Origin of the sequence: Kitasatospora sp. NPDC058046, assembly GCF_042885595.1 — a bacterium.
In the GTDB taxonomy this organism is placed as follows: domain Bacteria; phylum Actinomycetota; class Actinomycetes; order Streptomycetales; family Streptomycetaceae; genus Kitasatospora.
In genome coordinates this window covers 1-24,797 of sequence record NZ_JBHVRS010000001.1, presented here as the reverse complement: position 1 = coordinate 24,797, position 24,797 = coordinate 1, and the positions used below count along the sequence as shown (strand labels likewise).

The following is a 24,797-nucleotide window of genomic DNA, read 5'->3' as shown; positions in this document are numbered from 1 at the left end:
CGGGCCGTGTGTTCCGGGTCGGCGGCAGGACGTACGATTGTTCGCCGTCGATTGATTCGCTGTCGAAGGAAGCCCAGAACAGAAGGCGGAACGGAAGATTTCCGGCCCGTTGGCATTGCCGCTCGGCCGAACATTGGCCAGGATGGTGGGAATGTGTGTCCACGTGCGGGAAGCAGCGGGGAGACCGAACCTCGACTGGCGACCGTCCGTCGCACCGTCCTATCCAGCACGACCCATCACAACGCCACGCGGCCCGTCCGGACGGTCGGCGCGGTCCGCCACGGCAGCGGCAGGAGCAGCATGCCCACTGAGCCCGAGTCGCCGGGGCCGGCGCTTCCTCCCGGCGCGGCGCCCGTCGTCGAGCCGCGGACGGCGGCGCCGCGAGCCGTAGAGCCGAGGACCGTGGAGCCGCGCACCGCCCGGCCGAGAGCCGTCGAGCCGCGTGTCGCCGAGCAGCCGGGCTCCCCGGAGCCGCGCACCTCCGGGCAGCCCGCCGCCGGCCCCACCACCACCGGGACGGGCCGGGCCCGGCCGCCCGCCCAGTCCTCGCGCCGCGGCTCCGCGGTGCGCCCGTCCCCGAGCCTCGCCGCCGCCCGGCTGGCGCCCGTGCTGTCGGGCGGCCTGCCGCCGTCCTCCGCGGACACCATGCCGGACTGGCTGGAGCCCGCGATGGCGGCCAACGGCATCGGCTCCTTCGACTGGGACATCCGCCGCGACGTCCTGGAGGGCGACCAGCGGGCCTGTGCGATCGTCGGCCTGGACGCCCTGGGGCAGAGCCGCTTCGACCGTACGGCCGCCTCCTTCCTGGCCATGCTGCACCCCGAGGACGCGCCCGTGGTGCGCCGCCGGGTCGAGCGCGCGGTGTCCGAACTGGGCCAGTGCGGCGCCTACTACCGGACGGTCGGGGCGAACGGCGGCATGCGCGCGGTGCGCTTCCGCGGCCGGGTGCTCGCCGACGCCTTCGGCCGGGCCTCCCGGATGGTCGGCTTCGTCTGGGACGCCACCGTCGAGCTGCACAAGCGGGACCACGCCGACCGGATGGCCCTGCTGCGCGAGGAGCGCTCCCGGTTCATCAAGGAGGCGGCGCGCGCCCTCTCCGAAGCCGTCACCGTGCGTGACGTGGCCCGGGTGTTCACCGAGCTGCCGCTGCCCGGACTGCCCCCGGACGGCCTGGTACTGGCCTCCTTCGAGGCCGGACGGGCGCAGATCCTCGGCGCCTCCGGCTACCGCTCCGACTCGCTGGCGGTCTGGGACCGCACCGTGCTGCCGCCCGGCCACCCGGCCGCCGAGGCGCTGCGCCACCGCGCGCCGGTCTTCGTCTCGACCCGCGAGGACTTCCGCGACGGCTACCCCGAGGTGTGGGAGCAGACCAGCCGCACCGGCCGGGGCTCCTGGGCGTACCTGCCGCTGGTGGCCAGCGGCCGGGCGATCGGCGTCTGCGTGGTCAGCTTCGACGACGAGCGCGAGCTGGACGCCGACGAGCGCACCCTGCTGACCACCCTGGGCGGGCTGGTCGCCCAGTCGCTGGCCCGGGCCCGGCTGCACGACGCCGAGCACGAGCTCGCGGCCGGCCTCCAGCGGGTGATGCTGCCGCGCACCGTCCCGTCCGTCCCGGGCGTGACCACCGCCGTGCGCTACATCGCGGCCGGCTCCGGCCTCCAGATCGGCGGCGACTGGTACGACGTGGTGCCGCTGCCCGGCGGACACGTCGGCCTGGTGATCGGCGACGTCCAGGGCCACGACGTGCACGCCGCCGGGATCATGGGCCAGCTGCGGATCGCGCTGCGCGCCTACGCGGCCGAGGGCCACCCGCCCGCCGCCGTGATGGCCCGCGCCTCCCGCTTCCTCGCCGACCTGGACACCGACCACTTCGCGACCTGCACCTACGCCGAGGTCAACGTGGACTACGGCGTGGTCTACGCCGTCCGGGCCGGTCACCTCGACCCGCTGGTGCGCCGCGCGGACGGCACCGCCGCGGTGGTGCCGGTGGCCGGCGGGCTGCCGCTGGGCATCGACCCGGACCAGGAGTACCGGGTCACCCGGTTCAGCCTGGACCCGGGCGAGACCGTGCTGCTCTGCACCGACGGCCTGGTCGAGGCGCGCGGCATGGACCTGGACGAGGGCATCGCCCGGCTCGCCCGGGCGCTCGCCCGCCCGCTGCCGGACGCCGGGCAGGCCGCCCGCGACCCGCTGGAGGAGCTGGCCGAGCGGATCGCCTCCCAGGCCGCCGACTCCAGCGAGCGCGAGGACGACATAGCGCTGCTGCTCCTGCGCTGGGACGGCCCGGCCGGCGGGCTGGCCGCCCAGCAGCTGCGCCGCCGGATCGGCCAGGCCGACCTGGCGCGGGTCGCCGAGGTCCGGGCCGAGCTGCGCGACGCGCTGCGCCGCTGGGGCGTGGCCGAGTTCATCGACACCGCCGAGCTGCTCTCCTCCGAGCTGGTCACCAACGCCATCCGGCACACCGACCGGGACGCCATGTTCACCGCCCGGCTCTACCGGGAGCCGGAGGCGGACGGCGGCCGGGCCCGGCTGCGGGTCGAGGTGGAGGACGAGTCGGACCTCTGGCCGACCCGCCGGACGCCGGGGGAGCAGGCCTCCTCCGGGCGGGGTCTGATGCTGGTCGAGGCACTCGCGGACTCCTGGGGCGTGGAGCCGCGCGGCTCCGGCAAGCGGATGTGGTTCGAGCTCAGCGGGACGTCGGCGGCCTGAGCCCCGGCCCGGGGCCTGGGCTCCCGGGGCGTCGACGGGGGAGCGGTCAGCCGAACTGCTGCTCCAGGTCCTTCAGTTTGCGTTCCATCTCGTCCAGCCGGGGCAGCGTGACGGTGTCCTCCTCCAGGGTGAGGTCGATGGTGCGCCGCTCCGGACGGGCCGGCAGGCCCGGCTGGACGACCGTGCCCTCGGCCGGTTCCACCTCGCGCGGACCGGCGGGGCGCTCCACCTCGGGACGCTCGGCCCCGACGCGCTCCGCCGGCACCCGTTCCGTCGACACCCGTTCCGTCGACACCCGTTCCGCCGACACCCGCTCCGTCGAGACGCGTTCCACCCCGGGGCGGTCCGCCGTGGCGGCCGTCGCGGGCTCCGCGCCGGACCCCAGCCGCCGAGCCGTGCCGCCACCGCGCCGCCAGGTGCTGTGGGAGCGGTTGATCGCCCGGATCTCGGCCCGTTCCCGGCGCCCGGCCAGTTTGCGGCGCTGCTTCTCGTCGGCGCGCTCCCGCTTGTCGTCGCGCACCTCCTCGACCGCCTCGTCCAGGCTGCGGACGTTCTCCAGCAGCATCAGCGACCAGGCCGCGTAGGTCTCGCGCGGGGCGCGCAGCCACCGGACGATGCGGATCTGCGGCAGCGGGCGCGGCACCAGGCCCTGCTCGCGCAGCGCGGCCCGGCGGGTCTGCTTGAGCGCCCGGTCGAACAGGATCGCCGCGGAGAGGGACATGCCGGAGAAGAACTGCGGGGCGCCGGCGTGGGTCAGGCCGCGCGGGGCGTGCACCCAGTTGAACCAGGCCGAGGCGCCGGCGAAGAGCCAGACCAGCAGCCGGGAGCCGAGCGCCGCGTCGCCGTGGCTGGCCTCGCGGACGGCGAGCACCGAGCAGAACATCGCGGCGCCGTCCAGGCCGAACGGGACGAGGTACTCCCAGCCGCCGGACAGGCCCAGGTTCTGCACGCCGAAGCCGACCAGGCCGTGGAAGGAGAGGGCGGCCGCGACGCCCGCGCAGCAGAACAACAGGGTGTAGGAGGCGCCGCCGTACAGGGATTCCTTGCGGCGGCGCCGTTCCTCGGAGCGCTCCCAGGAATCCGTGCCGGCGGTGGAGGAGGCGGACCCCCGGCTGCGGAGCAGGGCCACCAGGAGTGCGCTGACCAGCAGCCCCACGACCACGGTGATCGCCCATCCGAGCGGTATGTCGGACAATTTCATCGCCGAAACCAGCCTCGCTTTCCTGCGTCGCTTTTCTGCGTCGTGACGGCGGGGACCATCATGGCGGACGCGCGGCGAGGAAATGGCCGATTCGCCGTCAATGCGCTGAGGAGAGGGATTTCTGACCCGGCTACCATCGCATTGTCATGCGAATTTGAAGCGGGCTTTTCCCGGAATCGCGGGCTTTTCGGACCTGATATCGGACAGGTTTTCGTCAACGCCGCGTGACGCGCGGACAGCCGCCGCACATGTCCTTCGGATCGGCGGTGTAGACGAGGCAGCAGCTGGCCCGGGAGCGCTCCAGGGCCGGAGCGCCACCGCCCCCGGGCGCCGGGGGCGCGAATCCGGCGCCCGGGATGAAGGGGGCCGGGGCCGGAGCGGGGCGGTCGTCCGCGCCGGGCGTGCGCGCGGGGTCGGGGGGCCCGCCGGGCGCCAGCAGCGCGGACAGTTCGGCGCGCGCCCGCTCCTGCTCCCCGAGCAGCCCGCCCGCGTAGCAGAGCCCCTCCACCACCGCGTCGGTGGCCATCGCCCACAGCACCCGGGGCCCGCGCCGCGCCTCCGGGCCGAAGGCGGTGAGCACCGGGGCCAGGAAGGCGCCCAGCGCGGACCGCAGGGCGGCGGCCAGCGCCGCTTCGTCCGGCACCGTCCGGGCCCACTCCGGGCCGACGGCCGTCCCGGGCTTCGAACCCGCCCCCGACCCGGCCGCCGGGTCGTCCGGAAGGCAGGCGAACTCCGCCGGGCGGACGGTCAGTTCGACCGCGTCGGGGCGCCGGCGCAGCGCGACGTCCCCGAGGCCGAGCAGCGGGACGCGCCGCTCCAGGAACCACGGCAGCGTGAACAGCAGCGAGACCGGCCAGACGAAGCGGTGCAGCCCGAAGCCGGCCGCGACGTCCGGGCGCAGCGGCTGCCCGTAGCGGGCGAGGCCCTGCCGGGCGTCGTGGGCGATCAGCTCGCGCACCGCCTCGGGGCGGGCGGCGAGGTCGGCGACGGGCAGCCAGCCGCCGCCGCGCCGGGGCGGGGCGCAGCGCACCGTCAGGACGGGGGTGAGTCCGGACAGCCGGTGGTACGAGGGGGCGCCCGGGGCGGTGGGGGCGGGGGTGCGCGCCCCGGTGGCGCGGGGGACGCGCGGCCTGGGGCCGGGCCGGGTGCTGCTCGCGGTCATGGACGGCCCCATCGGGTCGACCGGGGCGCCCATGGTCCGCCCGGCGGTGCCCGGCCGGGTGGTGGCGGCGCCGGACGCGGCCGGACCGGGGCATGGCGGTGCCCGGGGAACGGCAAGGCGACCTGGCCGGGGTACTGCTCCCCCCGGCCAGGTTAGCCTCACCTTAGCTGATCGTCCCCCCGGTCTCGCTGGTGATGCGCCCGTCCGGGGGAGCACCGGTTGTGCGGAGGGCGTTCAGCTGGCGCGCGAGCCAGACCGGCACGCCGCCCAGGGCGTCCACCAGCCGGGTCGCCTCGGCCCGCAGCCGCGCGGCCTCGGGCGGCTCGGACACCTCGGCGAGCGCCGCGAGCGCCGGTGCCACCCCCACCGTGAAGCCGAGTTGCTCGCGCAGCCGCAGGGAGGCGTCGAAGCCCTCCCGGGCGTTCCCGCGCTCCCCGCGCGAGAGCGCCAGCGCGGCCAGGTGCCGCCAGGTGTACGAGCGCAGCAGTTCGTCCCCGCGTTCGCCGGCGCCCTCGTGCGCCCGCCGGTAGGCGATCCAGGCGGCGCTGCGGTCGCGCAGCAGGTTCTCGGCGACCAGTCCGCGCCGGAAGTCCAGCAGCGGGCGGCCCGGGGCGTCCGGCGGCAGCAGGGCCGAGGTGCGGCCGAGCGCCGCCTGTGCCTCGTCCAGCCGGTCGCGCGGGCCGAGGACGCTCGCCACGTACGCGAGGAAGCCGCGGGCGCAGGCGGCGGCCGCGCGCTGCTCGGTGCCGGAGGCCAGGGCCTCCGCCAGGCGCAGCGCCTGTTCCGCCTGGGTCCAGTTCGCGGCGGTGAACAGGCATTGCTCGATGAGGAGTTCGGCCCGCCCCAGGGCCGCGTCCGGGTCGTGCTCGGCGGTCGGTCGCAGTAGTTCGGCGGCCTCCTGCCAGCACCCCCGGGACCTCAGCCGCCACACGGTGTCACCCGGCTCCTCCGCTGCCGCCCGCCCCCGCCCCTCCGGGTTGCTCGGGTCCCATCCGTGCTCCGACAACGCCACCTCCTTGTGTGCGCCATCCGGCATGGGCACGGACCTGCCCCTGAGGCCCTGTCGCCACGACCCGCACGCATGGCGACGACAGGGCGAAAGGCCCGCGCTGTGGCGGCAATTCAACACGGGGGTGAGCTTGTGCACCAGATCACGAGCGAAGGTTGTTGCTTTTGGAAGAGAAATGATCTAGGGGTGCGCGAGGGAAAGGGGCCGGAGGGGGCCGGTGGGGCGGCCCGGCGGGGCCGCCCGGTGGGTCAGGAGGTCCAGCCGGTCTCCATCAGGGCCTCGGCGGCGCCGTTCGCGGGCTGCGGCACGCCCGCCAGGTCCAGGCTGAACAGGGCCACCAGCAGCTGTTCGCCGCGCACGGTGGCCTGGTGCGAATAGCCCGCGAGGGTGAACATCGCGGCGGCCATCTCCTCGGCGTGCAGGGTCTGGAGCCAGAGGCACTCGACCGACTTCACGTCGGCGGGCTCGGTCCAGGTGTCCACCTGGGCGACCATCCGGCCGCCCAGCAGGGTGACCCCGTCGCGCTCCTGGGACTCGGTGAGCTCCAGGTCGTCGAAGCCGAGCCACTCCAGGTAGCGGGCGGCGGTGAACACCGCGTCCTGCGAGGTGCGCACCGGGTGCGGGCGGAACGGCGCGCGGTGGCGGAACGGGCGGGAGCGGCCGGTCGGGGACGGTGCGGGCGGGGCCGGGGCGGGGGCGTTCGCCGGGTGGGCCGGGAGCGGGCGGGCGGCCTGCGGGCCGGGGGCGGCGAGCGGGGCGGCGGTGCCGGTGCCCAGGCGGGTGGCGCGGTCCACCGGCAGCCGGACGGTGGCGCCGCAGTTGCAGGTGAACTCGGGCTGCGGCCACTGGTCGGAGCGGCCGCAGTGCGGGCAGCGCATGCTCAGCCAGGAGTCCTCCCAGGACCGGAAGCGCACCTGTACCGGCACTCCGCCGCGCAGCAGCGGCACCTTGAGCGAGGCCCCGCACGGACAGGGGAGGGAGGGCGGTTCGTAGAGGTGCTCGCGGCGGCAGGCGGGGCAGCGGATCGCCCGGGCGCCACCGCCGGGCCCCGTCCGAGCGGGGTCGTGTCCGGTGAAGTCGTCGGGCAGTCCGGCCATCGCGGGCTCCGTCCGTCGGTGTCGGGTGGGTGGGACGTCTCCCATGCTCCCCGAAATGTCCGGCGCAGGACGCGGAATGGGGCAATCCTCAGGGACGGATCAGGGGATCCTGCCTGCTCGGGTAGGGAAGGAATCCTTCCGGAGGGGGATGCCCGGCGGGGCGGACCGGGACGTTCAGCGGGCGGACCAGCGGGCCAGGTCGGCGGGGGTGTCGAGGTCGTCCGGGGCGGCGACGTCGGCGCACTCGACCAGGACGAGCTCCGCCGCGTGCGCCGCCAGCAGGGCGCGGGCCCCGGCGTCGCCGCGGGCGCCCGCCGCCGCCTCGGCGAAGTGCCGGGCGCCGATCAGCACCGGGTGTCCGCGCCGCCCCTGGTAGGCCGCCGCGGCCAGTTCGGCGCCCGCCCGGTGGGCGGCCAGCAGCCGGGCCACCGCGGCCGGGGTGACGCCGGGGGTGTCCACCAGCATCACCAGTGCCGCCGAGGCGTGCGGCGGCAGCGCGGCCAGGCCGGCCCGCAGCGAGGAGCCCATGCCCTGGGCCCAGTCCGGGTTGCCGACCAGTCGGCAGCCCGGCAGGTGCGCGGTGGCCCGGACCCGTTCGCCCGCCGCGCCCAGCACGACCGTGACCTCCGTGCAGCCGCCGGCCCGGACCACCGCCACCGCGTGCTCCACCAGCGGCCGGCCCCGGTACCGGAGCAGCGCCTTGGGCCGCCCGCCGAGGCGCCGCCCGCCTCCGGCGGCGAGGACCAGGGCGGCGACCGGGCCCGGTCCGGCGGGTGTCGGCGCTGTCTGCATGGGGCCAGCCTGCCCGGTCGGGGCCGGGGCGCGCATTGTGGGAAGTTACAAGCGGAGGCGGTGCGCGGCGGCCGCGCCCCGGCGGTTCGGCCGCTGGCCGGGGCGGGCCCGGCCCGCCTGTACTGGGCCGATGAACACCGCCCCGTACAACACCGCCCCGCACAACCCCGCCCCGCACAGCCCTGCCCCGCACAGCCCTGCCCCGCACAGCCCTGCCCCGCACAGCCCCGCCCCGCGCACCGCGCCTCCGTACGACACGCGACCGCACGACACCGAGGCCCGCGACCCCGCCCCGCCCCCGCTGGTGGACCGCTTCGGCCGGGTCCACACCGATCTGCGGGTCTCGCTGACCGACCGCTGCAACCTGCGCTGCACCTACTGCATGCCGGCGGAGGGGCTGCCCTGGCTGGGGCGCGCCGGGCTGCTGGGGGACGACGAGGTGGTCCGGCTGGTGCGGATCGCGGTGGAGCGGCTGGGGGTGCGGTCGGTCCGGCTGACGGGCGGGGAGCCGCTGCTGCGGCGGGGGTTGGCGGGGCTGGTCGGGCGGATCGCCCCGCTGGGGGCCGAGTTGTCGTTGACCACGAACGGGATCGGGCTGGCGCGCGCGGCGGCCGGGCTGGCGGCGGCGGGGCTGGGGCGGGTGAACGTCAGCCTGGACACGCTGCGTCCGGAGCGCTTCGCCGCGATCACCCGCCGGGACCGCATCGGTGACGTGCTCGCGGGGCTGGCGGCGGCGAGGGCGGCGGGGCTGGGGCCGGTGAAGGTGAACGCGGTGCCGGTGCGCGGGGTCAACGACGACGAGATCGTGGAGCTGGTGGAGTTCGCCGTCGGGCACGGGTACCGGATGCGGTTCATCGAGTCCATGCCGCTGGACGCGCAAGGGGCGTGGGACCGTTCGGCGATGGTGACGGCGGCGGAGGTCCTGGCGGCGCTGGGGGAGCGGTTCGACCTCGTCCCCGTCGGCCGGTCCGGCAACGCCCCGGCGGAGGAGTGGCGGATCGCCGGTACGGACGCGGTCGTCGGCGTGATCGCCTCCGTCACCCGGCCGTTCTGCGGCGGCTGCGACCGGGTGCGGCTGACGGCGGACGGGCAGCTGCGCGCCTGTCTGTTCGCGACGGAGGAGTCGGACCTGCGGGCGCTGCTGCGCGGCGGGGCCGACGACGCGGCGATCGAGGCGGCCTGGCGGGCCGCGGTGGCGGGCAAGGGGCCCGGACACGCCGTCGGCAGCGCGGAGTTCGTCCGGCCCGACCGCCCGATGTCCGCCATCGGCGGCTGACGGCGCGGCCGGGGCTGGGGCCCGGACCAGGGGGTGAGCGGGTGTGAGCTTCGACATGCTCGGCGGGATCGCGTGGCGTCGGCTTGACCTCCCCCCGGGCGGCTGGTCTGCTGGCTTGCCGTCAACCCGCCCCTGACCTCCGGAGTTCCCCGTGCCCGCCCGCCGCTCCACCCTGTCCGCCGCCACCGTGTTCCTGATATGCGCGCTCGCGCTGGTCGGCTGGCTGATCGGCGGCCGCGACCACAAGTCGACCGGCCCCAAGGCCAACGGCGGCACCGCCGCCGCCGGGGCCACCGGCACCAGCCCGCTGCAGAACCCGGACGGCACCAAGCCCGGCCTGGCGCCGCTGACCACCCCCGAGGAGCAGAAGGCCGGCCGGGACGTCATCGCCAAGGTCACCACCGCCGCCGTCGGCACCAAGGACGGCTACGACCGCAACGAGTTCGGCCCCGCCTGGACGGACAACGTCGAGGGCGTCCCGTTCGGCGGCAACAAGTGCGACACCCGCAACGACCTGCTGGCCCGCGACGGCACCGCCGTCGAGCACAAGGACGGCTCGGACTGCACGGTCACCGCGATGACCATCTGGGACCCGTACACCGGCAAGAGCGTCCAGTGGACCAAGCAGCAGGCCTCCAAGATCCAGATCGACCACGTGATGCCGCTCTCCTACGACTGGCAGATGGGCGCCAGCAAGTGGGACAAGGCCAAGCGCGTCCAGATCGCCAACGACCCGCTGAACCTGATCCCCGCCGACGGCTCGCAGAACGCCTCCAAGGGCGACTCCGGCCCGGCCTCCTGGCTGCCCGCCAACACCGAGATCCGCTGCTCCTACGCGGTGCGCTTCGCCCAGGTCTCGCTGAAGTACCAGCTGCCCGTCACCGAGGCCGACAAGAAGACCATGCTCCAGCTGTGCGGCGGCTGACGAAACGTCAATCCCCGCCGTCGAAGGGCGGGCGCGGTGTGCCCCCGGTGACGGCCGGGCGCGGGCCGGGTGGTATTCGTGGGCGGTGGCCCCGATGATCTCCCCGCTCCCCCGGTCGGCCGGGCGCGCCGTGCCCGCCCTCGCCGCCGCCCTCGCCCTCGCGCTGTCGAGCGGCTGCACGGGCGCCGCCCGCCCGGCCGCCCGCCCGCCGCTGGACGAACGGGTCGCGGCCACCGCGGCCCCCGCCCTGCGCGCGCTCTACGACCAGCGGATCGACTGGCGGAGCTGCCCCGGCGAGGACGACGGCGACCAGGACGCGGCCGCCGTGCGGTGCGCCACCCTCAAGGTCCCGCTGGACTACGCCGACCCGGGCGGCCGCACCGTCGACGTCGCCCTCGCCAAGGTGCCCGCCGCCGACCCGAAGCGGCGGCTCGGCGCCCTGCTGCTCAACCCCGGCGGCCCCGGCAACTCCGGTGTCGACATGGTCCGTTGGGGCTGGCAGAGCTACCAGGGGCCGCTGCACGACCGGTACGACCTGGTCGGCTTCGACCCGCGCGGCGCCGGCGACACCACCCCCGTCCACTGCCTGGACGACCGCACCCGCGACCAGTGGAACGCCACCGACGACCCGGCCTACGACCACGCCCGGATCCTCGCCGAGGCCTGCCGCGCCCGGCACGCCGACCTGCTCCCGCACCTCGGCACCCGCGACACCGCCCGCGACCTCGACGTGCTGCGCGGCGCCCTCGGCGAGCGCCGGCTGGACTTCCTCGGCTTCTCCTACGGCACCCACCTCGGCGCCCGCTACGCCGAGGAGTTCCCCGAGCGCACCGGCCGGCTCGTCCTCGACGGCGCCGTCGACCACAGCGCCCCCGCGGCGCGGCTCGGCATCGAAGCCGCCGTCGCCGCCGAGACCGGGCTCCGGGCCTTCGCCGCCGCCTGCGCCACCGAGGACGGGCCGGCCTGCCCGCTCGGCGCCGACCCGGCCGCCGCCCCGCAGCGCCTCGCCCGCTTCCTCGACGGCCTGCGCGACCACCCGCTGCGCGCCGCCGACGGCCGGACCCTCACCGCCGCGCTCGGCTGGGTCGCCACCCTGGACGTGCTCTCCGACGGCCGCCGCTCCTGGCCCCGGCTGCGCGAGGCCCTCGAACCGGCCGTCACCCGGGGCGACGCCGACGGCCTGCTCGCCCTCGCCGACGGCGCCGACGGCCGCGGCGAGGACGGCCGCTACCGGACCCCGGCCGACGCCTTCGCCGCCATCTCCTGCGCGGACGGCCCGCCGCCGCCCACCGAGGCGGAGCTGCGCCCGGCCCTCGCCGAACTCGCCGCCCGCGCCCCGCTGACCAGCGGGCACGACCCGGTCGGCACCCTGCTCGAAGCGGACTGCCGCCCCTGGCCGTACCGTCCGGCCGAGCCGCCGCGACCGGTCCGGGCGCCGGGCAGCGCCCCGCTCCTGGTGATTGGCTCCACCGCCGACCCGGTCACCCCGTACGCCTGGGCCGAGCGGCTCTCCGCCGGATTGGAGCACGGCGTGCTGCTCACCAGGGAGGGCGACGGGCACACCGCGTACGACAAGAGCGGCTGCGTCCGGGCGGCCGTGACGGCGTTCCTGGTGGACGGGCGGCTGCCGGCGGCGGGCACCCGCTGCGGGTCGGACTGAGGGCGGCGGGGTCCGGCTGAGCGCGGAGGGGGCCGGCCGGGGACAGCGCGGAGGGGGCGTGCCGCTTTCGCGCGGCACGCCCCCTCCGGGGTCGCGGCCCCCGGTCAGGAGGTGGGGGCCGTCAGGTCGTAGAAGGTGGTCGAGCCGATGGTCTTCGCGGTGAAGTGGGCGGTCACCCAGGACTCGATCTGGGCGGACTCGCTCTGCTGCCCGCCCTCGCCGCCCGTGCCGCCGCCGAAGCCGCGGCGGGAGCCGCCCGCGCCGATGAACCAGTGCACCTTGCCCTCCTGGACGTACTTCTGGAAGCCGGCCAGGGTCAGCGAGGGGTCGGTGCCGTTGAAGCCGCCGAGGGCCATCACCGGTTCGCCGGTGGCGAGTTGGTAGCCGGCCGCGGTCTGCGAGCCGATCGCGGCGGCCGCCCAGGTGTAGTGGTCGGCGTTCTCCTTGAGCATGGCGGCGACCTCGTCGGTCACCTTGGGGCCGTCGAGCAGGCCGCCCATGCCGCCGGGGGGCGGGCCGCCGGCCGTGCCGCCGGGGTTGTTCGTGCCGCCCGTGCCGGTGCCCTCGGGATCCTGGGTGCCGGGGAGGCCGGTGCCGCCGCCGGTGCCGCGCTCGTGGCGGCCGTTGGCGCGGTCGCCGCCGTTGCCGGTGCCGCCGCCCGGGAAGCCCTGCCCGGGCGCGAAGCCCTGCTGACCGCCCTGACCGCCCTGACCGCCCGGAGCACCGGGGCCGCCCTGGCCGAACCAGTGCCCGTTGCCGTTGCCGGTGCCGCCCGGGAAGCCCTTGCCGCCCCGGTGCCCCATGCCGCCCGGCCCGGACCCGCCCTTCACGCCCGGCCCGGCGGTCACGATCGAGCCGGTGTGCGGGGAGTTCACGGTGTCCACCGCGTACGCGGCCGGACCGCCGAGCGCCGCCGCCAGGCCCACCAGGCCCGCCACCGAGGCGATCCGCGCGCCGGCCCGGCCGGAGACCCGCCCGACGAACGGCCCGGCCGCCAGCGCGGCCGCCGCGAGCAGTCCGCCCACCAGCACCGCCCAGCGCAGCCACGGCAGGAAGCCGGAGCTGCGGCCGAGCAGCACGAACGCCCAGACCGCCGTCACCGCGAGCGTCCCGGCCAGCACCAGCGCCCAGGGCACCCGGTGCCGGGCCCGCCACAGCCCGTCCACGCCCATGCCGACCAGCGCCGCGACGGCCGGGGCCAGCGCCACCGTGTAGTACTGGTGGAAGATCCCGGACATGAAGCTGAAGACCAGCGCGGTGGAGAGCAGCCAGCCGCCCCAGACCAGGAAGGCCGCGCGGGCGGTGTCGGCGCGGCCGTAGCGGCGGGTCGCCCAGAGGCCGGCCAGCAGCAGGATCAGCGCGGCCGGCAGCAGCCAGGCGATCTGCCCGCCGATGTCGGTGCCGAACATCCGGGTCAGGCCGGTCTGGCCCCAGCCGCGGCCGCCGCCGGGAGCCGCGCCGCCCGGCAGGTCGACCCCGGCCGGCATCCGGGCGCCGCCGCCCACGCTGCCGCGCTCGTTGCCGTCGACCCGGCCGAGGCCGTTGTAGCCGAAGGTGAGCGAGAGGAAGCTGTTGTCCTGCGAGCCGCCGATGTACGGGCGGGCCGAGGCGGGCATCAGCTCGACGACCGCCACCCACCAGCCGCCCGAGACCAGCAGTGCCGCGCCCGCGAGCAGGGTCTGCCGCACCCGCCGCCAGAGGCCGGTGGGCGCCACCACCAGGTAGATCACCGCGAAGGCGGGCAGCACCAGGAAGGCCGCCAGGGTCTTGGTGAGGAAGGCGAGGCCGAACATCACCCCGGTGAACACCAGCCACCGGGTGCCCGCCGCCTCGACGGCCCGGACCATCCCGTACGCGGCCAGCGTCAGCAGCAGCACCAGCAGCGCGTCCGGGTTGTTGAAGCGGAACATCAGCGCCGCGACCGGGGTGAGCGCCAGCGCGGCGCCCGCCAGCAGGCCGCCGAGCGGGGAGAAGCGCCGGCGCACCGTCGCGTACAGCACGCCGACGGTGGCCGCGCCCATCAGCGCCTGCGGGGCCAGCACCGACCAGGAGGAGAGGCCGAAGATCCGCGCCGAGAGCGCCATCGGCCACAGCGAGGCCGGGGGCTTGTCGACGGTGATGAAGTTCGCCGCGTCCGAGGAGCCGAAGAAGAAGGCCTTCCAGCTCTGCGAGCCGGCCTGCACGGCGGCCGAGTAGAAGGAGTTGGCCCAACCGGAGGCGCTCAGGCCCCACAGGTAGAGGATGGCGGTCGCGGCCAGCAGCGCCAGCAGGGCCGGGCGCACCCAGCGAGGGTCGTCAGCGCGCCCGCGCCAGGTGCGGGCGGGGAGGGTGCGCAGCCGGTCGGGCCAGGTGGCGAACCCCTTGGGGCCGGCGGGCGGCAGGGGCTGTTCGGGGAAGAGCGGCGCCGGGTCCGGCCGGACCGGGTCCGGCCGCGGCACCTCCGGCGGCGGGTAGTGCGCGGCCTCGGGCCACGGTTCGCCGGCCGGAGGGGAGTAGCTGCTCGTGGTCATGCGCCATACCGTCGGTGGCGTGCCTGAGAGAACCGTGAGACGGGAGTGTGAGGCGCGTGTGATCTGGAACGTCAGGCGGATGGCGGTACGGCGAGGTGCTTGCCCAGCCACTCCAGGGCCGGGGGGATCTCCCTGGTCCAGGTGTGGAAGTTGTGGCCGGCGGTGTCCAGGGTGATGGAGGACATCGTGGTGGGGGCCTTGAAGGCCGCGATCATGGCCTTGGTCTCGTCGTAGTTGTTCTCGTCGTACGCGGTGGTCAGCAGCAGGTTGACCGGGGCGGGCGGCTGGTTCTTCAGCCGCCACAGCAGGTCGTTCTCCTGCTTCAGCCGGTCGTTGCCGCCGAACAGGTCGCCGGTGGTCGCGTCGTGGGCCGCGTCGTAGTAGCCGGAGAGCGCGACCGCCGAGCGGTAGGCGTCGGGCTTGCGCAGCGCGAACTTGAGCGCGCAGTAGCCGCCGGTGGAGTTGCCGATGACCGCCCGGCTGGCCGGGTCGGTGCCGATCCGGTAGGTGGTGGCGAGGGCCTTGGGCAGGTCGCTGGTGAAGAAGGTCTCCACCTGGGGGCCGTTCGGCACGTCCACGCACTCGGTGTCCCGGTCGCCGACCAGGGTGGGCCGGGTCATCACCAGGACGGTCGGTGGCAGCTTCTTCTGCTCGATCGCGTTCAGCGTGGACGCCGGATACTGCATCAGCGAGATCAGCTTCTCCGGGGTGCCCGGGTAGCCGGTGAGCACCAGGGCCATCGGGAAGCGCTGCTTGGCGTAGTCCGGCTGGAAGTACTGCGGCGGCAGGTAGACGTACGCCTCGGTGGTCAGGCCGCTGCCGGCTCCTTTGACGTCGACCTTCTGGATCAGGCCGGAGCGCTCCGGGTCCGAGCCCTGCGCGGAGTAGAACTTCTGCTCGCCGGTGACGGCCACCCCGGAGGCGTTGGGCTGGTGGTCGACCACCGTGCCGAGCCCGCCGCTGGTGCCGAGCAGGTCCGTCCAGGAGCTGTAGAAGCCGAAGTAGCTGTTGGCGATCAGGCCCATCGCGGCCAGCACCGACACCTGGGTGGCCAGGAACGCCCCGAGCCGGCCCAGCCACGCCTTCCAGCCCTTCCCGCCGAACCGCGGCCAGAGCCACATGGTGGCGGCGAAGACGGCGATCGCGAGGAGCGAGGCGATGATCTGGAGGGGGAGTCCGGTGAGACTGAGCACGGGCCCGATCGTAGTTGACCTCCGGAGACGGCCTCGGAGGGCCCCTCGGAGGTGACCGCCGGGTAATGGGTTGACGGGGTCGTTCGTGCTCGGGACCATGTGTGACCGCACGGCTGCGCGGTGTGCGCGCGGTCCGGCTACCCGGGGGTGGGGCATGAGGTTCACGGGGTCCGAGAGGTTCGTGGGGAAGGCCGGTCTGGCCGTCGGCACGGCGCTGGTGCTGGCGGCCTGTTCCGGTGGCGGGGGCGGTGGTTCGGCGGGCGGCTCGTCCGCGCCCGGGGCGGTGGGGACGGGGGTCTCGGCGAAGCCGACCGCGACGCCGACGCCGACCCCGACCCGGGCGCCGTACGGCCCGGTGCTCAGCGCGAGCGTCGACCCGGTCACCGTCGCGCTCGCCCAGGTGGCCGGTGCCAAGGACCTGGGCGACCTCGACACCGTGCTCGGCGGCATCGTCACCAGCGCGCAGGGCGCGGCCAAGTCCCTGAGCGTGGCGGACGAGCCGCCCGGGGTGACGGCGGCGCGGAAGGAACTGGTGGCGGCGCTGACCTCGCTCGCCACCGACGCCGGCAAGGTCCGCAGCGACATCAAGTTCCACGACGTCTGCGCGCTGAGCTCGGCCGAGGCCGAACTGGGCGCCTCCCAGGGGCTGGCGGCGGTGTCGGCGGCCCTCGTCACGATGACCGCGGCCGGCTACCAGACCACCTTCGCCGTCCCGCCGCTGCCCCAGCAGCAGTCCCGCGCGCTGGACAACGGCACCATGGTCCGCAAGGGGAAGCTGCGCGGCGAGGGCGTGTTCAAGGTCGAGAACGGCGGCAAGGTGGACGCCGTGGTGTCGCTCGCGCTGAACGGCAAGGCCGTGCACTCGGTGTTCGTCGGCAAGGGGCAGCACGCCAGTGTCGATGGCGTGGAGGACGGGACGTACGAGGTCTACGTCTCCGGCGGTGCGGACTGGGACTCCGACGCCAAGGGCTTCACCCAGAACTGCCAGTTCACCAAGTTCGAGGACACCTTCCCGTTCGAGACCGGCCGGACCGCGACCTCCTGGGAGATCACCCTCCAGCCGGTGGCCGACGGCAACGCCAAGACCAACGACGTGGACCCGAACGCCTTCCCGCAGCCGTAGCCGTAGCCCTAGCCGCATCCACTGCCCCGGCCCGTAACGGGCATACCGGGACGGGTCGTTGCCGTCGGATGGCACGGCCCGTGCCGGGCAGTGGCGAGTTCGGTCACACTCCTTGACCTCTTGAAGTGGCCATGGCACTTTCATGCGGCGCGGGCGTCGGCGACCAGTCGTACACCCCGCGATCCCCCACAAGGAGAGCCATGTTCAAGAGACTTGTCGCGGTGGCCGGTACGAGTGCCGTCGTCGCGGGCGGGCTGGCCTTCGCCGCCGCCCCCGCGCACGCCGTCCAGGCGGCCGACCTGACGTCAACCATCGCCCTGAGCAACTGCTCGGCCTCGCTGGTCCGTTACCCCACCTCGGCGGCCGGCGACCGGGCGCTGATGCTCACCAACGGACACTGCCTGCCGACCATGCCCTCGGCCGGCCAGGTCATCCAGAACACCACCGCCAGCCGCAGCGGCACCCTGCTGGACGGCGCGGGCAACAGCCTGGGCACCGTCCAGGCCGACAAGCTGCTCTACGCGACCATGACCGGCACCGACGTCGCCCTCTACCAACTCACCGACACCTACGGGTCGATCAGCTCCAAGTACGGCGCCACCGCGCTGACGATCAGCGACGCCCACCCGACCGACGGCGCGTCGATGTACATACCCTCGTCGTACTGGAAGCAGGTCTGGAACTGCTCCGTCAACGGCTTCGTGCCGACCCTGCGCGAGGACGCCTGGACCTGGCACGACTCGCTGCGCTACAGCTCCGGCTGCAACACCACGCACGGCACCTCCGGCTCGCCGATCGTCGACTCCGCCAGCGGGCGGATCATCGGCATCAACAACACCGGCAACGACGACGGCGGCATGTGCACCCTCAACAACCCGTGCGAGGTGGCCGCCGACGGCACCACCAAGGCCTACAAGGGCCAGAGTTACGGTGAGGAGACGTACTGGTTCACCACCTGCCTGAACTCCTCGACCCGGGCCATCGACCTCAACGTGGCCGGCTGCCTGCTCACCAAGCCGGCCGGCAGCGCCGTCTCGGTGACCAACCCGGGCAACCAGTCCACCGCCGTCGGCGGCGCGGTCAACCTCCAGATCAACGCCTCCGGTGGCACCGCCCCGCTGTCCTACGCCGCGAGCGGCCTGCCCGCCGGGCTGTCGATCAACTCCTCCACCGGCGCGATCACCGGCACCGTCTCCACCGCGGGCAGCTCCACCGTCACCGTCACCGTGACGGACGCCGCCGGCAAGTCGGCCTCCACCAGCTTCACCTGGGCCGTCTCCACCAGTGGCGGCGGCTGCACCCCGGCCCAGCTGCTGGGCAACGAGGGCTTCGAGTCGGGCACGGCCACGCCGTGGACGACGTCGAGCGGTGTGGTGGACAGCAGCGCCTCGCAGGCGGCCCACAGCGGCTCCTGGAAGGCGTGGCTGAACGGCTACGGCTCCACCCACTCGGACTCGCTGTCGCAGACGGTGAGCATCCCGGCCGGCTGCAAGGCGACGCTGAGCTTCTGGCTGCACATCGACACCGCCGAGTCGGGCACCACCGCGTACGACAAGCTGACCGTCTCGGTGAACGGCACCGCGCTGAAGACCTACTCCAACGTGGACGCCGCGGCCGGCTACCAGCAGCGCACCTTCGACCTGTCGGCCTACGCGGGCCAGACGGTCACCGTGAAGTTCGTCGGGACCGAGGACGCCTCGCTCCAGACCAGCTTCGTGATCGACGACACCTCCATCCAGACCAGCTGACGCCAACGCCCGGGCGCCGGTGGCCAGTTCGACGGCCACCGGCCCCCGGGCGCGGGCACCGGCCTATGCTGGTGGGATGATCAAGCCGATTGAGCTGGTGATTTTCGACTGCGACGGCGTCCTGGTGGACAGCGAGGTGATCGCCGTCCGGGTGCTGGTGCGGCTCGGCGAGGAGTACGGCTGGCCGCTGACCGAGGCGGAGGCGATCGAGCTCTTCGTCGGACGGTCCGAGGCGGCCAACCGGGCCACGGTCACCGAACGGCTCGGCGGTGAGACGGCGACGGTGTGGAGCAAGCGCTTCGTCGAACTGCACGCCGAGGCGGTGGACGCCGGACTGACCCCCGTGGACGGCCTGCCGGAGGCGCTGGCCGCGATCACCCTGCCCACCTGCGTGGCCTCCAGCGGCACCCACGAGAAGATGCGCCACACCCTGGGCCGGACCGGCCTCCACGACCACTTCGCCGGGCGGATCTTCAGCGCCACCGAGGTCGAGCGCGGCAAGCCCGCACCCGACCTCTTCCTGCACGCCGCCCGCTCGATGGGCGTCGACCCGGCCGCCTGCGTGGTGGTCGAGGACAGCCGCCCCGGCGTCGAGGCCGCCCGCGCCGCCGGGATGCGCGCACTCGGCTACGCGGGCGGCGTCACCGCCGCGGAACGGCTGGCCGGGCCGGGCACCGTGGTCTTCGACGACATGCGCGAGCTGCCCGCCCTGATCGCGGCGGGCGCGGTCCGCCAGGGCTAGCCGCCGCCCTCCGGGCGGCCGTCGGTCCGGCGGCAAATCGGTTGCCGGGCGCGGCCCGTGGCTGGCAGGGTCGGTCGCTATGGCCACCTCCCACAAGTTGCACGCCGACGAACTGGACATCGACGAGGCGCTGGTGCGCCGGATGGTCGCCGAGTGCTTCCCGCAGTGGGCCGGCCTGCCGGTCGAGCCGGTGGAACCGGCCGGGACCAGCAACGCGATGTACCGGCTCGGGGCGGAGCTGGTGGTGCGCGTCCCGCGGATCCCCGGGGTGGTCGAGGAGATCGCCAAGGAGGACGTCTGGCTGCGGCGGCTGGCCCCGCGGCTGCCGGTCCCGGTACCGGTCCCGCTGGCCGTGGGCGGACCGGTCGACGGCTGCCCCTGGCCCTGGTCGGTGCTGCGCTGGCTCGACGGCACCACACCGATGCCCGGCCGGATCGCCGAACCCGGGGCGCTGGCCGGGGACTTGGCCGACTTCGTGACGGCCATCCGCCGGATCGACCCGACCGGTGCCCCGGCCGCCCACCGCAGCGAGTCGCTGGCCTCGCGGGACGCCGGGACCAGGACCTCGATCGCGGCCGTGGCGGACCTCGTCGACGCCCCCGCCGCGACCGCCGCCTGGGAGCGGGCCCTGGCCGCCCCGGCTCCCGACGGCCCGCCGGTCTGGCTCCACGGGGACCTCCAGCCCGGCAACCTGCTGGTGTCCCCGGACGGCTGGCTGAGCGCCGTCATCGACTTCGGCTGCGCGGGCCTCGGCGAACCGGCCGTCGACCTGATCCCCGCCTGGTACGTCCTGCCCGCCGCCGCCCGTGCGACGTTCCGCGAGGCCGCGGCCCCCGACGACGCGGCCTGGGACCGCGCCCGCGGCTGGGCCCTGTCCGTCGCGCTGATGGAAGTCTCCTACTACCGGGACAGCGACCCGCGGATGATCGCCATCGCCCGCCACGTCATCGCCGAGGTGCTGGCCGACCACGCGTAGGCGTACGGGCCGCTCCCCGCCCGTCGTACGGGCGGGGAGCGGGCCGGGCCGTCGGCAGGTCAGCCGATCGACAGCCAGCCCGAGTACGTGTTGGTCAGCACCAACAGCCCGGTGTCGCCGTCGTAGAGGGCGTTGTTCAGCTGGATGTGCCCCGTCTCGCGCATGTCGTAGTTGCACTCCGCCCAGTGGCCGACGCCGAGGGCGTTGCGGCACGCGCCGGTGCGGCCGTAGTCGGTGCTCCACCGGCCGACGGCGGAGAAGCCGTCCTTTGCGGTGTCGAGCACGAGCACCTTGTCGCCGGCCTTGTCGAAGCAGGTCGTGACCCCGGGGCTGGTGATGCACGGCAGGCTGGCCGCCGTGATCGCGGACTCCGACATGGTGACGGGCGTCCCGATCGTGCGCGGGTCGTCCTGCGGCGCGGCGACGGCCTGACCGCCGCCGAGGACGGTGAGCCCGAGCGCCAGGGCGGCGAGGCCGATGACGGCGGCGGAGCGCGGGTTCCTGCGGAGTCCGTTGCTGGACATGGATGGTCCCCCTTCGAGGGTGTCGGTGTGTTCGTGTCCACCACCTGATCCCCCGCGGTGGACACAGCATCAGCTTGCCGAGGCCCCAGGGGGGTTGTCGTTAGCAGCCGGTCCACGTCCGCTTCGCTCAGCGTCCACCCGCGGCCGTCGCGGCGGCGCCGTGCCGGAAGTCGCGGGGCGGCAGCCCGTACGCGCCGCGGAAGGCGCGGCTGAAGTCGGCGGCGCGGGGGAACCCGCAGCGGGCCGCGATGACGTGGACGGGGGTGGCGGCCAGGACTGGGTCGGCGAGGTCGCGGCGGGCCCGTTCGAGGCGCTGGTGGCGGATCCAGGCGGCGACGGTCTCCTCTTCGCCCTCGAAGAGGCGGTGCAGGTAGCTGACCGAGATGTGGTGCGCGGCGGCGACGGCGCCGGGGTCGAGGTCCGGCTCGTGCAGGTGGGAGCGGATGAAGGCCCGGATCCGTTGGACCAGCGCCCGGCGCCGGCTCTCCGGCGGTACGGCGTCCTCGGCGTCGAGGTGGTGGGCGAGCAGCGCCGACACCAGGTCGAGGGCGACGGTGCCCAGTCGGGGTGCGTCGCCGGCCCGGTAGGCGCCGGGGTCGGCGGCGATGCCGACGAGCAGTTGGACGAGCAGGGCGCCCACGCCCGTGCCCCCGGGCATCCGGCGGGCCGTGAGCGTGCCGATCCGGTCCGGCGACAGCGGCAGCGCCTGCCGGGGCACGGTCAGCCAGCCCCCGCGGACCCGCTGGCGCGGATCGTCGGTGCTCGCCTGGAGGAGGAGGGGCCGGGCGCTGTCCTGCAGGACCACGTCGTGCGGGCGGTAGGCGCCGAGGCCGTCGGAGCGGACCGCGGTGGCGGAGTCGCCGAACGGGAGCGAGAACAGGTACAGCTCGGGGTCGGTGGACGAGCGGATCAGGCGTGGTGACCGCCTCGCGGCGAGCGGCGGGTGCTCCATCGTCCAGAGCGCCACGTCGCCGAGCGGCAGGATGTGCACCTCGGACCGGAAGTCGGCCCTGTGCTCGGTGCGGACGTCGAACGGCGCGATCAGCCGGACGAGTTGCTGCTGCCAGTACTCGAAGCGGTCCCGCGGTTCCACGTCCTCGGTCCGGTACACCGACTCGGTCAGCATGCTCGCCCTCCCCTAGCTCGCCTTCCCCGTCCCGGCATTCTCACACCGCTGACGGATCCGGCCCGGGGAAGGAGGGGAACGGCCGGCGGGGCCGCCCTCGGGCGAGGCCCGCGCCGGACGGCTTCGGCCGGAAGCGGTGCTCTCTTCGGGCGGCCCCGGCCAAGCTTGGCCGGGGCCGCCGAAACCACAGCTGAGCCCGTTGCCGCTTCGGCCTGGCCGAAGCGGCAACGGCACCACCACTCCTGCGTAGGAAGTCGGCCGGGCCGAAGTCAACCGTGGCTTTCAGGACTCCGCCGGACTCAGCGTTCCGGGGCCAGTACCTGCCACCGTCGGACGGCCATGCCTCTCAGCGGCAGCATCTCGAGCTTCTCGTAATACGCGCGCAGCGGTTCGTCGCAGGTCAGGTCCACGGAGTACAGATGTTCCGCCTCGGCGAGGACCCGCCGGACCAGCTGCCCACCGATGCCTTTCCCCTGGTATTCGGGCAAGACCTCCAGCCACGGGATGAAGCCCGTGAGGACCCCGTCGCTGATCATGTTGACGAAGCCCACGACTCGCCCCGTCCCGGCATCCAGAGCAACCACGACCCGGTAACTGCCCTTGAGTACGGCAAGGTGCTGCGCGGCCGTCGGCGGTGCGGGCCAGCCTACGAAGAACCCGGAAAGGTCCTGCTCCGCAAGATCGGAGAGATCGGTGCTGTAGTTGATCACCGGCGCATCCTGCCAGAGCGAAGCACACGCTCTGGAGGAGACCGTCAGCCACGGCTGTCCGCGATCGCGATTTCGGTGATGCTCCGTACCGGGGCGTGGAGAGCCGGTCTTCGAGAAATCGTCGACAGTCAGGCTGCGTTGGCCCTGGTCGCGAGACTCGGCATGACGCACAACGCGCCGCCCGGATCACCATCCGGACGGCGCGTCACGTTGCTTGACGCGGCACTGGGCCGACGACGGTTCGGGGGTGTACGTCCCCCGTGGATTCTCGACCGGTTTCCGACATAACGTCGGAAACCGGGTGTGTTCGATGCGAGTAGCATGCGGTCAACACCTCTTCAGCTGCTGGGAGTTGGCTTATGAGCACACTGGTGGTGGGGTCGCGGGCCAGTCACCTGGCGCGGGCTCAGGTCAGGGAGTTCCTGGCGCCGCTGCGGGAGCGCTTCCCCGACGTGGTGTTCCGTCGGCGAGTGATCACGGAGGCCGGTGACCAGGACCGCAGGTCGGCCCTGAGGGACGTCTCGGAGCGCGGCGGCGGCTCGGCGTTCTCGGTGAACCAGGTGAACGCGCTGGTGTCCGGTGAGGTCGACGTGATCGTGCACTCGCTCAAGGACCTGCCGACCGCGAACCCGCCCGGCCTGATCCTCCTGCCCCCACCCACCCGTGCGGACGTGCACGACGCCCTGTGCGGCTCGACGCTGGCGGACCTTCCGTACGGGGGCAGGATCGGGACGTCGGCGTCGCGCCGGATCGCCCAGCTGCTGCACGTCCGTCCGGACCTGGTGCCGGTGGAGATCCGGGGGAACGTCCCGACCAGGCTCGGCAAGCTCAGGACGCAGCAGCTGGACGCTGTCGTCCTGGCGGCCGCCGGGATCAAGCGGCTCGGCCGCGGCGACGAGATCAGCGAGATCCTGCCGGTCGGGCTGTTCCCCCCGTCGCCCGGGCAGGGCGCGCTGGGCATCCAGATCCGGGAGGACAACGAGTGGGCCCGCGAGGTCCTGGCCGGGGCCGGTGACCTCGTGACCGACGTGGAAGTGCGGGCCGAGCGGGCGATGCTGGCGGAGCTCCACGGCGGATGCTCGGTGCCGGTCGGTGCGTTCGGCAAGGCCGACGGCGGCGTGCTGACCCTGCACGGGCAGGTCACCTCCGTGGACGGCGGGCGGCAGGTGGAGGCCCGGCTCTCCGGCCCGGTGAGCGAGCCGGAGAAGCTGGGAGTACTGGTGGCAGGCCTCCTGCTGGACCAGGGCGCGGAGGACATCCTGGCGGAGGTCCGGCCCACTGCCGCCGCTTAGGCGTGTAGGCGGGCCAGGTCCAGGGCCGCGTAGGTGATGATCCGGTCCGCTCCGGCCCGTTTGAGCATGGTGAACAGTTCCGCGAGCGGGCGGAAGTCCCGCTGTCCGGTGGCCGGGTCGGGCGGGGCGAGGCGGGTGTACTCGCCGGAGACGGAGAACGGCATCAGCGGGGCTGCCGTCCTGACCCTGAGGCTGGCGAGCACGTCCACTGACGGCATCCCCGGCTCCAGCAGCAGCATGTGCGCCCCCTCGTCGAGGAAGGCGAGTCCGGTGTCGACGGCGGTCTCCGGACTGCGAGGGCTGATCCGGAACGGGCGGCGGGTGCCGGAGGTGGGGGTGGCCCGCATGGTGGTGCGGTAGCCCTCGTAGAGGGCGGAGTCGAAGATCAGGTGCGGCATGGTCGCCACGTCCCGGTGACCGGCCTCGTCCAGCGCCTGCCGCACGGCCCGGGTGGTACCCCGGGTCATCGCGGCAGGGCCGACGATGTCGGCGCCGGCGCCGGCCTGGATGACGGCCTGGGCGGCGGTCAGCGCGGCCGTCGCCTCCAGATCGATCCGGGCGCCGACGGTCAGGTGGCACTCGCCGGTGTCGGTGTGGCCGCACCGGCAGTTATCCGTCATCACGGCCATGCCGGGCTCGGTGTCCTTGACGGCGCGGATGGCTCGGACCTTCAGGCTGTCCGACGCGACGGCACCGGCGGCCCGCTCGTCGCGGCGCAGACTGTTGGCGAACACCTCCACCGAGCGGATGCCGGCGGCGGTCAAGTCCCGCACGGCCTGCGGGATCTCGGGGACGGTGATGGTCGACAGCCGAATAGCGCTTCACCCCACCACGCAGCGCCGCTACCGCTGCGTAGGAAGTCGGCCGGGCCGACTTCCTGTGCGCGGCGAGGCGACCCGCCGGGCGGGTCCGGTGACCGATCAATGTCGTCGGGCGGGCCCGCCCGACGACAAGAGAAGGCGAGGGAAGCACCCCGCTTTCCGTCCCTTTCAGGAACCCGCTAGAGCAACGGCCAGGCGCAT

General features: G+C 74.5%; 19 protein-coding genes and 2 pseudogenes. 10 read left to right on the top strand and 11 right to left on the bottom strand.

Annotation, left to right across the window (positions count from 1 at the left end; genetic code table 11):
• The first annotated feature begins 300 nt into the window (after positions 1–300).
• A complete protein-coding gene (locus ACFVU7_RS00105) occupies positions 301–2,709 on the top strand; it encodes a SpoIIE family protein phosphatase (protein ID WP_388043511.1) in 2,409 nt (802 codons plus the stop codon).
• Positions 2,710–2,755: 46 nt separating this feature from the next.
• Here ACFVU7_RS00105 and ACFVU7_RS00100 read toward each other — a convergent pair whose 3' ends face one another.
• The 5 genes from ACFVU7_RS00100 to ACFVU7_RS00080 all read right to left on the bottom strand — a co-directional run bounded on the left by ACFVU7_RS00100 (position 2,756) and on the right by ACFVU7_RS00080 (position 7,970).
• Entirely contained in the window at positions 2,756–3,910 is a 1,155-nt protein-coding gene (locus ACFVU7_RS00100) for a DUF2637 domain-containing protein (RefSeq protein WP_388043510.1), read from the bottom strand.
• A 214-nt stretch (positions 3,911–4,124) separates the two neighbouring features.
• Entirely contained in the window at positions 4,125–5,072 is a 948-nt protein-coding gene (locus ACFVU7_RS00095; protein ID WP_388043508.1) for a (2Fe-2S)-binding protein, read from the bottom strand.
• Between the two features lie 163 nt (positions 5,073–5,235).
• Positions 5,236–6,108: a hypothetical protein gene (locus ACFVU7_RS00090; protein WP_049660965.1), complete on the bottom strand. Its 873-nt coding sequence runs from the start codon at positions 6,106–6,108 to the stop codon at positions 5,236–5,238.
• 221 nt (positions 6,109–6,329) lie between these two features.
• Complete coding sequence (locus ACFVU7_RS00085) at positions 6,330–7,178, bottom strand: hypothetical protein (RefSeq protein ID WP_241852729.1); 849 nt, start codon at positions 7,176–7,178, stop codon at positions 6,330–6,332.
• Between the two features lie 174 nt (positions 7,179–7,352).
• Entirely contained in the window at positions 7,353–7,970 is a 618-nt protein-coding gene (locus ACFVU7_RS00080; RefSeq protein WP_388043506.1) for an NTP transferase domain-containing protein, read from the bottom strand.
• Positions 7,971–8,100: 130 nt separating this feature from the next.
• Here ACFVU7_RS00080 and moaA point away from each other — a divergent pair, with 130 nt between their 5' ends.
• The 3 genes from moaA (at position 8,101) to ACFVU7_RS00065 (ending at position 11,831) form a co-directional block, all read left to right on the top strand.
• Complete coding sequence (gene moaA, locus ACFVU7_RS00075) at positions 8,101–9,246, top strand: GTP 3',8-cyclase MoaA (protein ID WP_388043504.1); 1,146 nt, start codon at positions 8,101–8,103, stop codon at positions 9,244–9,246.
• A 151-nt stretch (positions 9,247–9,397) separates the two neighbouring features.
• Complete coding sequence (locus ACFVU7_RS00070; protein WP_117487336.1) at positions 9,398–10,171, top strand: HNH endonuclease family protein; 774 nt, start codon at positions 9,398–9,400, stop codon at positions 10,169–10,171.
• A gap of 94 nt (positions 10,172–10,265) precedes the next feature.
• Positions 10,266–11,831, top strand: coding sequence for an alpha/beta fold hydrolase (locus ACFVU7_RS00065; protein WP_388043502.1), 1,566 nt, complete (start codon positions 10,266–10,268; stop codon positions 11,829–11,831).
• A 104-nt stretch (positions 11,832–11,935) separates the two neighbouring features.
• On the opposite strand, the gene ACFVU7_RS00060 is transcribed toward ACFVU7_RS00065, so the two are convergent.
• On the bottom strand, positions 11,936–14,341 hold the full coding sequence (locus tag ACFVU7_RS00060) for a glycosyltransferase family 39 protein (RefSeq protein WP_388043500.1): 2,406 nt from the start codon (positions 14,339–14,341) through the stop codon (positions 11,936–11,938).
• A gap of 71 nt (positions 14,342–14,412) precedes the next feature.
• Positions 14,413–15,534 (bottom strand): esterase family protein, encoded by a 1,122-nt coding sequence (locus ACFVU7_RS00055; protein ID WP_074001025.1) that lies wholly within the window; start codon positions 15,532–15,534, stop codon positions 14,413–14,415.
• Between the two features lie 154 nt (positions 15,535–15,688).
• Between ACFVU7_RS00055 and ACFVU7_RS00050 the strand changes: the two genes are divergently transcribed.
• The 5 genes and pseudogenes from ACFVU7_RS00050 (at position 15,689) to ACFVU7_RS00030 (ending at position 20,123) form a co-directional block, all read left to right on the top strand.
• Positions 15,689–16,657 (top strand): hypothetical protein, encoded by a 969-nt coding sequence (locus ACFVU7_RS00050; protein ID WP_388043498.1) that lies wholly within the window; start codon positions 15,689–15,691, stop codon positions 16,655–16,657.
• A gap of 131 nt (positions 16,658–16,788) precedes the next feature.
• A pseudogene (locus ACFVU7_RS00045) lies at positions 16,789–17,475 on the top strand (serine protease); the annotation flags it as partial.
• Between the two features lie 204 nt (positions 17,476–17,679).
• Positions 17,680–18,405: pseudogene (locus ACFVU7_RS00040) on the top strand (putative Ig domain-containing protein); the annotation flags it as partial.
• A gap of 76 nt (positions 18,406–18,481) precedes the next feature.
• Positions 18,482–19,147: an HAD family phosphatase gene (locus tag ACFVU7_RS00035; RefSeq protein WP_074001028.1), complete on the top strand. Its 666-nt coding sequence runs from the start codon at positions 18,482–18,484 to the stop codon at positions 19,145–19,147.
• A 79-nt stretch (positions 19,148–19,226) separates the two neighbouring features.
• Positions 19,227–20,123 carry an aminoglycoside phosphotransferase family protein gene (locus ACFVU7_RS00030; protein ID WP_388043497.1) on the top strand — a complete coding sequence of 299 codons (897 nt, stop codon included), beginning with the start codon at positions 19,227–19,229 and terminating at the stop codon, positions 20,121–20,123.
• 59 nt (positions 20,124–20,182) lie between these two features.
• Here ACFVU7_RS00030 and ACFVU7_RS00025 read toward each other — a convergent pair whose 3' ends face one another.
• The 3 genes from ACFVU7_RS00025 to ACFVU7_RS00015 all read right to left on the bottom strand — a co-directional run bounded on the left by ACFVU7_RS00025 (position 20,183) and on the right by ACFVU7_RS00015 (position 22,483).
• Positions 20,183–20,647, bottom strand: a complete 465-nt coding sequence (locus ACFVU7_RS00025; protein WP_388043495.1) for a hypothetical protein — start codon at positions 20,645–20,647, stop codon at positions 20,183–20,185.
• Between the two features lie 127 nt (positions 20,648–20,774).
• A complete protein-coding gene (locus ACFVU7_RS00020; RefSeq protein ID WP_388043493.1) occupies positions 20,775–21,773 on the bottom strand; it encodes a helix-turn-helix domain-containing protein in 999 nt (332 codons plus the stop codon).
• Positions 21,774–22,072: 299 nt separating this feature from the next.
• Positions 22,073–22,483, bottom strand: coding sequence for a GNAT family N-acetyltransferase (locus tag ACFVU7_RS00015; RefSeq protein ID WP_388043491.1), 411 nt, complete (start codon positions 22,481–22,483; stop codon positions 22,073–22,075).
• 359 nt (positions 22,484–22,842) lie between these two features.
• On the opposite strand from ACFVU7_RS00015, the gene hemC reads away from it, so the two are divergent.
• Positions 22,843–23,775 (top strand): hydroxymethylbilane synthase, encoded by a 933-nt coding sequence (gene hemC / locus ACFVU7_RS00010; protein WP_388043489.1) that lies wholly within the window; start codon positions 22,843–22,845, stop codon positions 23,773–23,775.
• Here hemC and ACFVU7_RS00005 read toward each other — a convergent pair.
• Positions 23,772–24,575, bottom strand: a complete 804-nt coding sequence (locus ACFVU7_RS00005; RefSeq protein ID WP_388044145.1) for a hypothetical protein — start codon at positions 24,573–24,575, stop codon at positions 23,772–23,774. The two genes, hemC and ACFVU7_RS00005, sit on opposite strands and share 4 nt — an antisense overlap.
• Positions 24,576–24,797 lie beyond the last annotated feature (222 nt).

What these genes read in the sequence shown, in the direction of transcription:
- ACFVU7_RS00105 (WP_388043511.1), top strand. Translation starts at nt 301, where the DNA reads ATGCCCACTGAGCCCGAGTCGCCGGGGCCGGCGCTTCCTCCCGGCGCG.
- ACFVU7_RS00100 (WP_388043510.1), bottom strand. Translation starts at nt 3,910, where the DNA reads ATGAAATTGTCCGACATACCGCTCGGATGGGCGATCACCGTGGTCGTG.
- ACFVU7_RS00095 (WP_388043508.1), bottom strand. Translation starts at nt 5,072, where the DNA reads ATGACCGCGAGCAGCACCCGGCCCGGCCCCAGGCCGCGCGTCCCCCGC.
- ACFVU7_RS00090 (WP_049660965.1), bottom strand. Translation starts at nt 6,108, where the DNA reads ATGCCGGATGGCGCACACAAGGAGGTGGCGTTGTCGGAGCACGGATGG.
- ACFVU7_RS00085 (WP_241852729.1), bottom strand. Translation starts at nt 7,178, where the DNA reads ATGGCCGGACTGCCCGACGACTTCACCGGACACGACCCCGCTCGGACG.
- ACFVU7_RS00080 (WP_388043506.1), bottom strand. Translation starts at nt 7,970, where the DNA reads ATGCAGACAGCGCCGACACCCGCCGGACCGGGCCCGGTCGCCGCCCTG.
- moaA (WP_388043504.1), top strand. Translation starts at nt 8,101, where the DNA reads ATGAACACCGCCCCGTACAACACCGCCCCGCACAACCCCGCCCCGCAC.
- ACFVU7_RS00065 (WP_388043502.1), top strand. Translation starts at nt 10,266, where the DNA reads ATGATCTCCCCGCTCCCCCGGTCGGCCGGGCGCGCCGTGCCCGCCCTC.
- ACFVU7_RS00060 (WP_388043500.1), bottom strand. Translation starts at nt 14,341, where the DNA reads ATGACCACGAGCAGCTACTCCCCTCCGGCCGGCGAACCGTGGCCCGAG.
- ACFVU7_RS00050 (WP_388043498.1), top strand. Translation starts at nt 15,689, where the DNA reads ATGAGGTTCACGGGGTCCGAGAGGTTCGTGGGGAAGGCCGGTCTGGCC.
- ACFVU7_RS00035 (WP_074001028.1), top strand. Translation starts at nt 18,482, where the DNA reads ATGATCAAGCCGATTGAGCTGGTGATTTTCGACTGCGACGGCGTCCTG.
- ACFVU7_RS00030 (WP_388043497.1), top strand. Translation starts at nt 19,227, where the DNA reads ATGGCCACCTCCCACAAGTTGCACGCCGACGAACTGGACATCGACGAG.
- ACFVU7_RS00025 (WP_388043495.1), bottom strand. Translation starts at nt 20,647, where the DNA reads ATGTCCAGCAACGGACTCCGCAGGAACCCGCGCTCCGCCGCCGTCATC.
- ACFVU7_RS00020 (WP_388043493.1), bottom strand. Translation starts at nt 21,773, where the DNA reads ATGCTGACCGAGTCGGTGTACCGGACCGAGGACGTGGAACCGCGGGAC.
- hemC (WP_388043489.1), top strand. Translation starts at nt 22,843, where the DNA reads ATGAGCACACTGGTGGTGGGGTCGCGGGCCAGTCACCTGGCGCGGGCT.